Genomic DNA, 1,080 nt, shown 5'->3' with positions numbered 1-1,080 from the left:
CCCCGGTCGGCGGATGCCCTGGTGGCCGGCGCTGGCGCTGCCGCTGCTGGCGGCGGCTCGCCTGGCTGGGCGGGCGTACCTTCAAGCTTCTCCGCCTCTTCCGCACTGGCGCAGGCCGACGAGTCGCGGCGCCGGCGCCGCCCGGCGCGCGCTTTGGCCAAGCGCCTTCCTCCTGCTCTCCGGAAGCCTCGTTGTCGCGGCGGTGCTGGCGGCGGTGTTCATGCGCCAGGTGATCGGCCTCTTGGCGCCCGGCTTCGAGGCGGGCGCGCGCGCGCCGAGGTGGCGGTGCTGTGCGGGCGCGTCGCCGTGCTCTATCTGCCGCTCTCGGGCATGGCCGCGATCTTCGGCGGCATCGCCAACCGCGCGTACCGCGTGCTCCTGCCGGCGCTCGCGCCCATGGCGGCCAACCTCACCGTTCTTGCGGTGATCGCGGCGCTGCTGCTCCAGGGGCTCATGGAGAGCGACACCGCGGCCTTCGCCATCGCCGCGGCGCGGTGGCGGCCGGAGTTGCGCAACTGGCGCTGATGAGGGCGGCGGGCGCGCGGCTGCCCGCCGGCGCGCTTCCTTGGCGCCGGGGCCGATTGGCGCGGCGGCCTCGCGGTGCTGCGCGCCGCTTCGCCGGCCCTGCTGTTCGCCGGCATGAGCCAGTTCCGGCTCATCATCATCATCGCTTTGGTGTCCGCCGTGCCGGGCGCGGTGGCGGCGCTCAATTATGCCCAGCGGCTGATGGACCTGCCGCTCGGCCTCGTGGGCGCGAGCGCGGGCGCGGTGCTGCTGCCGGCTCTGGTGCGCGAGAAGGGGGAAGGGACGTCCGCCGGCCGGGCGCTGGTGGCGGCGCTTGCCTTCGCGCCTGCCGGCGGCGGCGGGCCTTGCCGTGCTCGCCGAGCCCCATCGTCGTCACCCTGTTCCAGCGCGGCAGCTTCGATGCGCAGGATGCGCGGGCGACGGCGCTGTTCCTCGCCGTGCTCGCGCTGTCCCTGCCGCTCCAGGGGCTGGAGCGCATCCTTGCCGCCACCGCCTCGCCGCCGGGCTGGTGGGGGCGGCCGAGAAGGTGGCGCTGGTGTCGCTCGCGCTGTGCCT

2 protein-coding genes and 1 pseudogene are annotated in these 1,080 nt (G+C 75.6%); all 3 read left to right on the top strand.

Annotation, left to right across the window (positions count from 1 at the left end; genetic code table 11):
* Positions 1–525, top strand: a 525-nt coding sequence (locus AC2W7M_RS26090) for a hypothetical protein (RefSeq protein WP_486136060.1), incomplete at its 5' end; no start/stop codon positions are given.
* 75 nt (positions 526–600) lie between these two features.
* Positions 601–795, top strand: a pseudogene (locus tag AC2W7M_RS26085) (lipid II flippase MurJ); the annotation flags it as partial.
* A 74-nt stretch (positions 796–869) separates the two neighbouring features.
* A partial coding sequence (locus AC2W7M_RS26080; RefSeq protein ID WP_486136062.1) for a hypothetical protein occupies positions 870–1,080 on the top strand: 211 nt, incomplete at its 3' end.

The sequence above is a fragment of the Xanthobacter sp. BG11Y11_SDJG genome (assembly GCF_057364445.1).
This window is presented reverse-complemented; position numbering and strand designations above follow the sequence as displayed.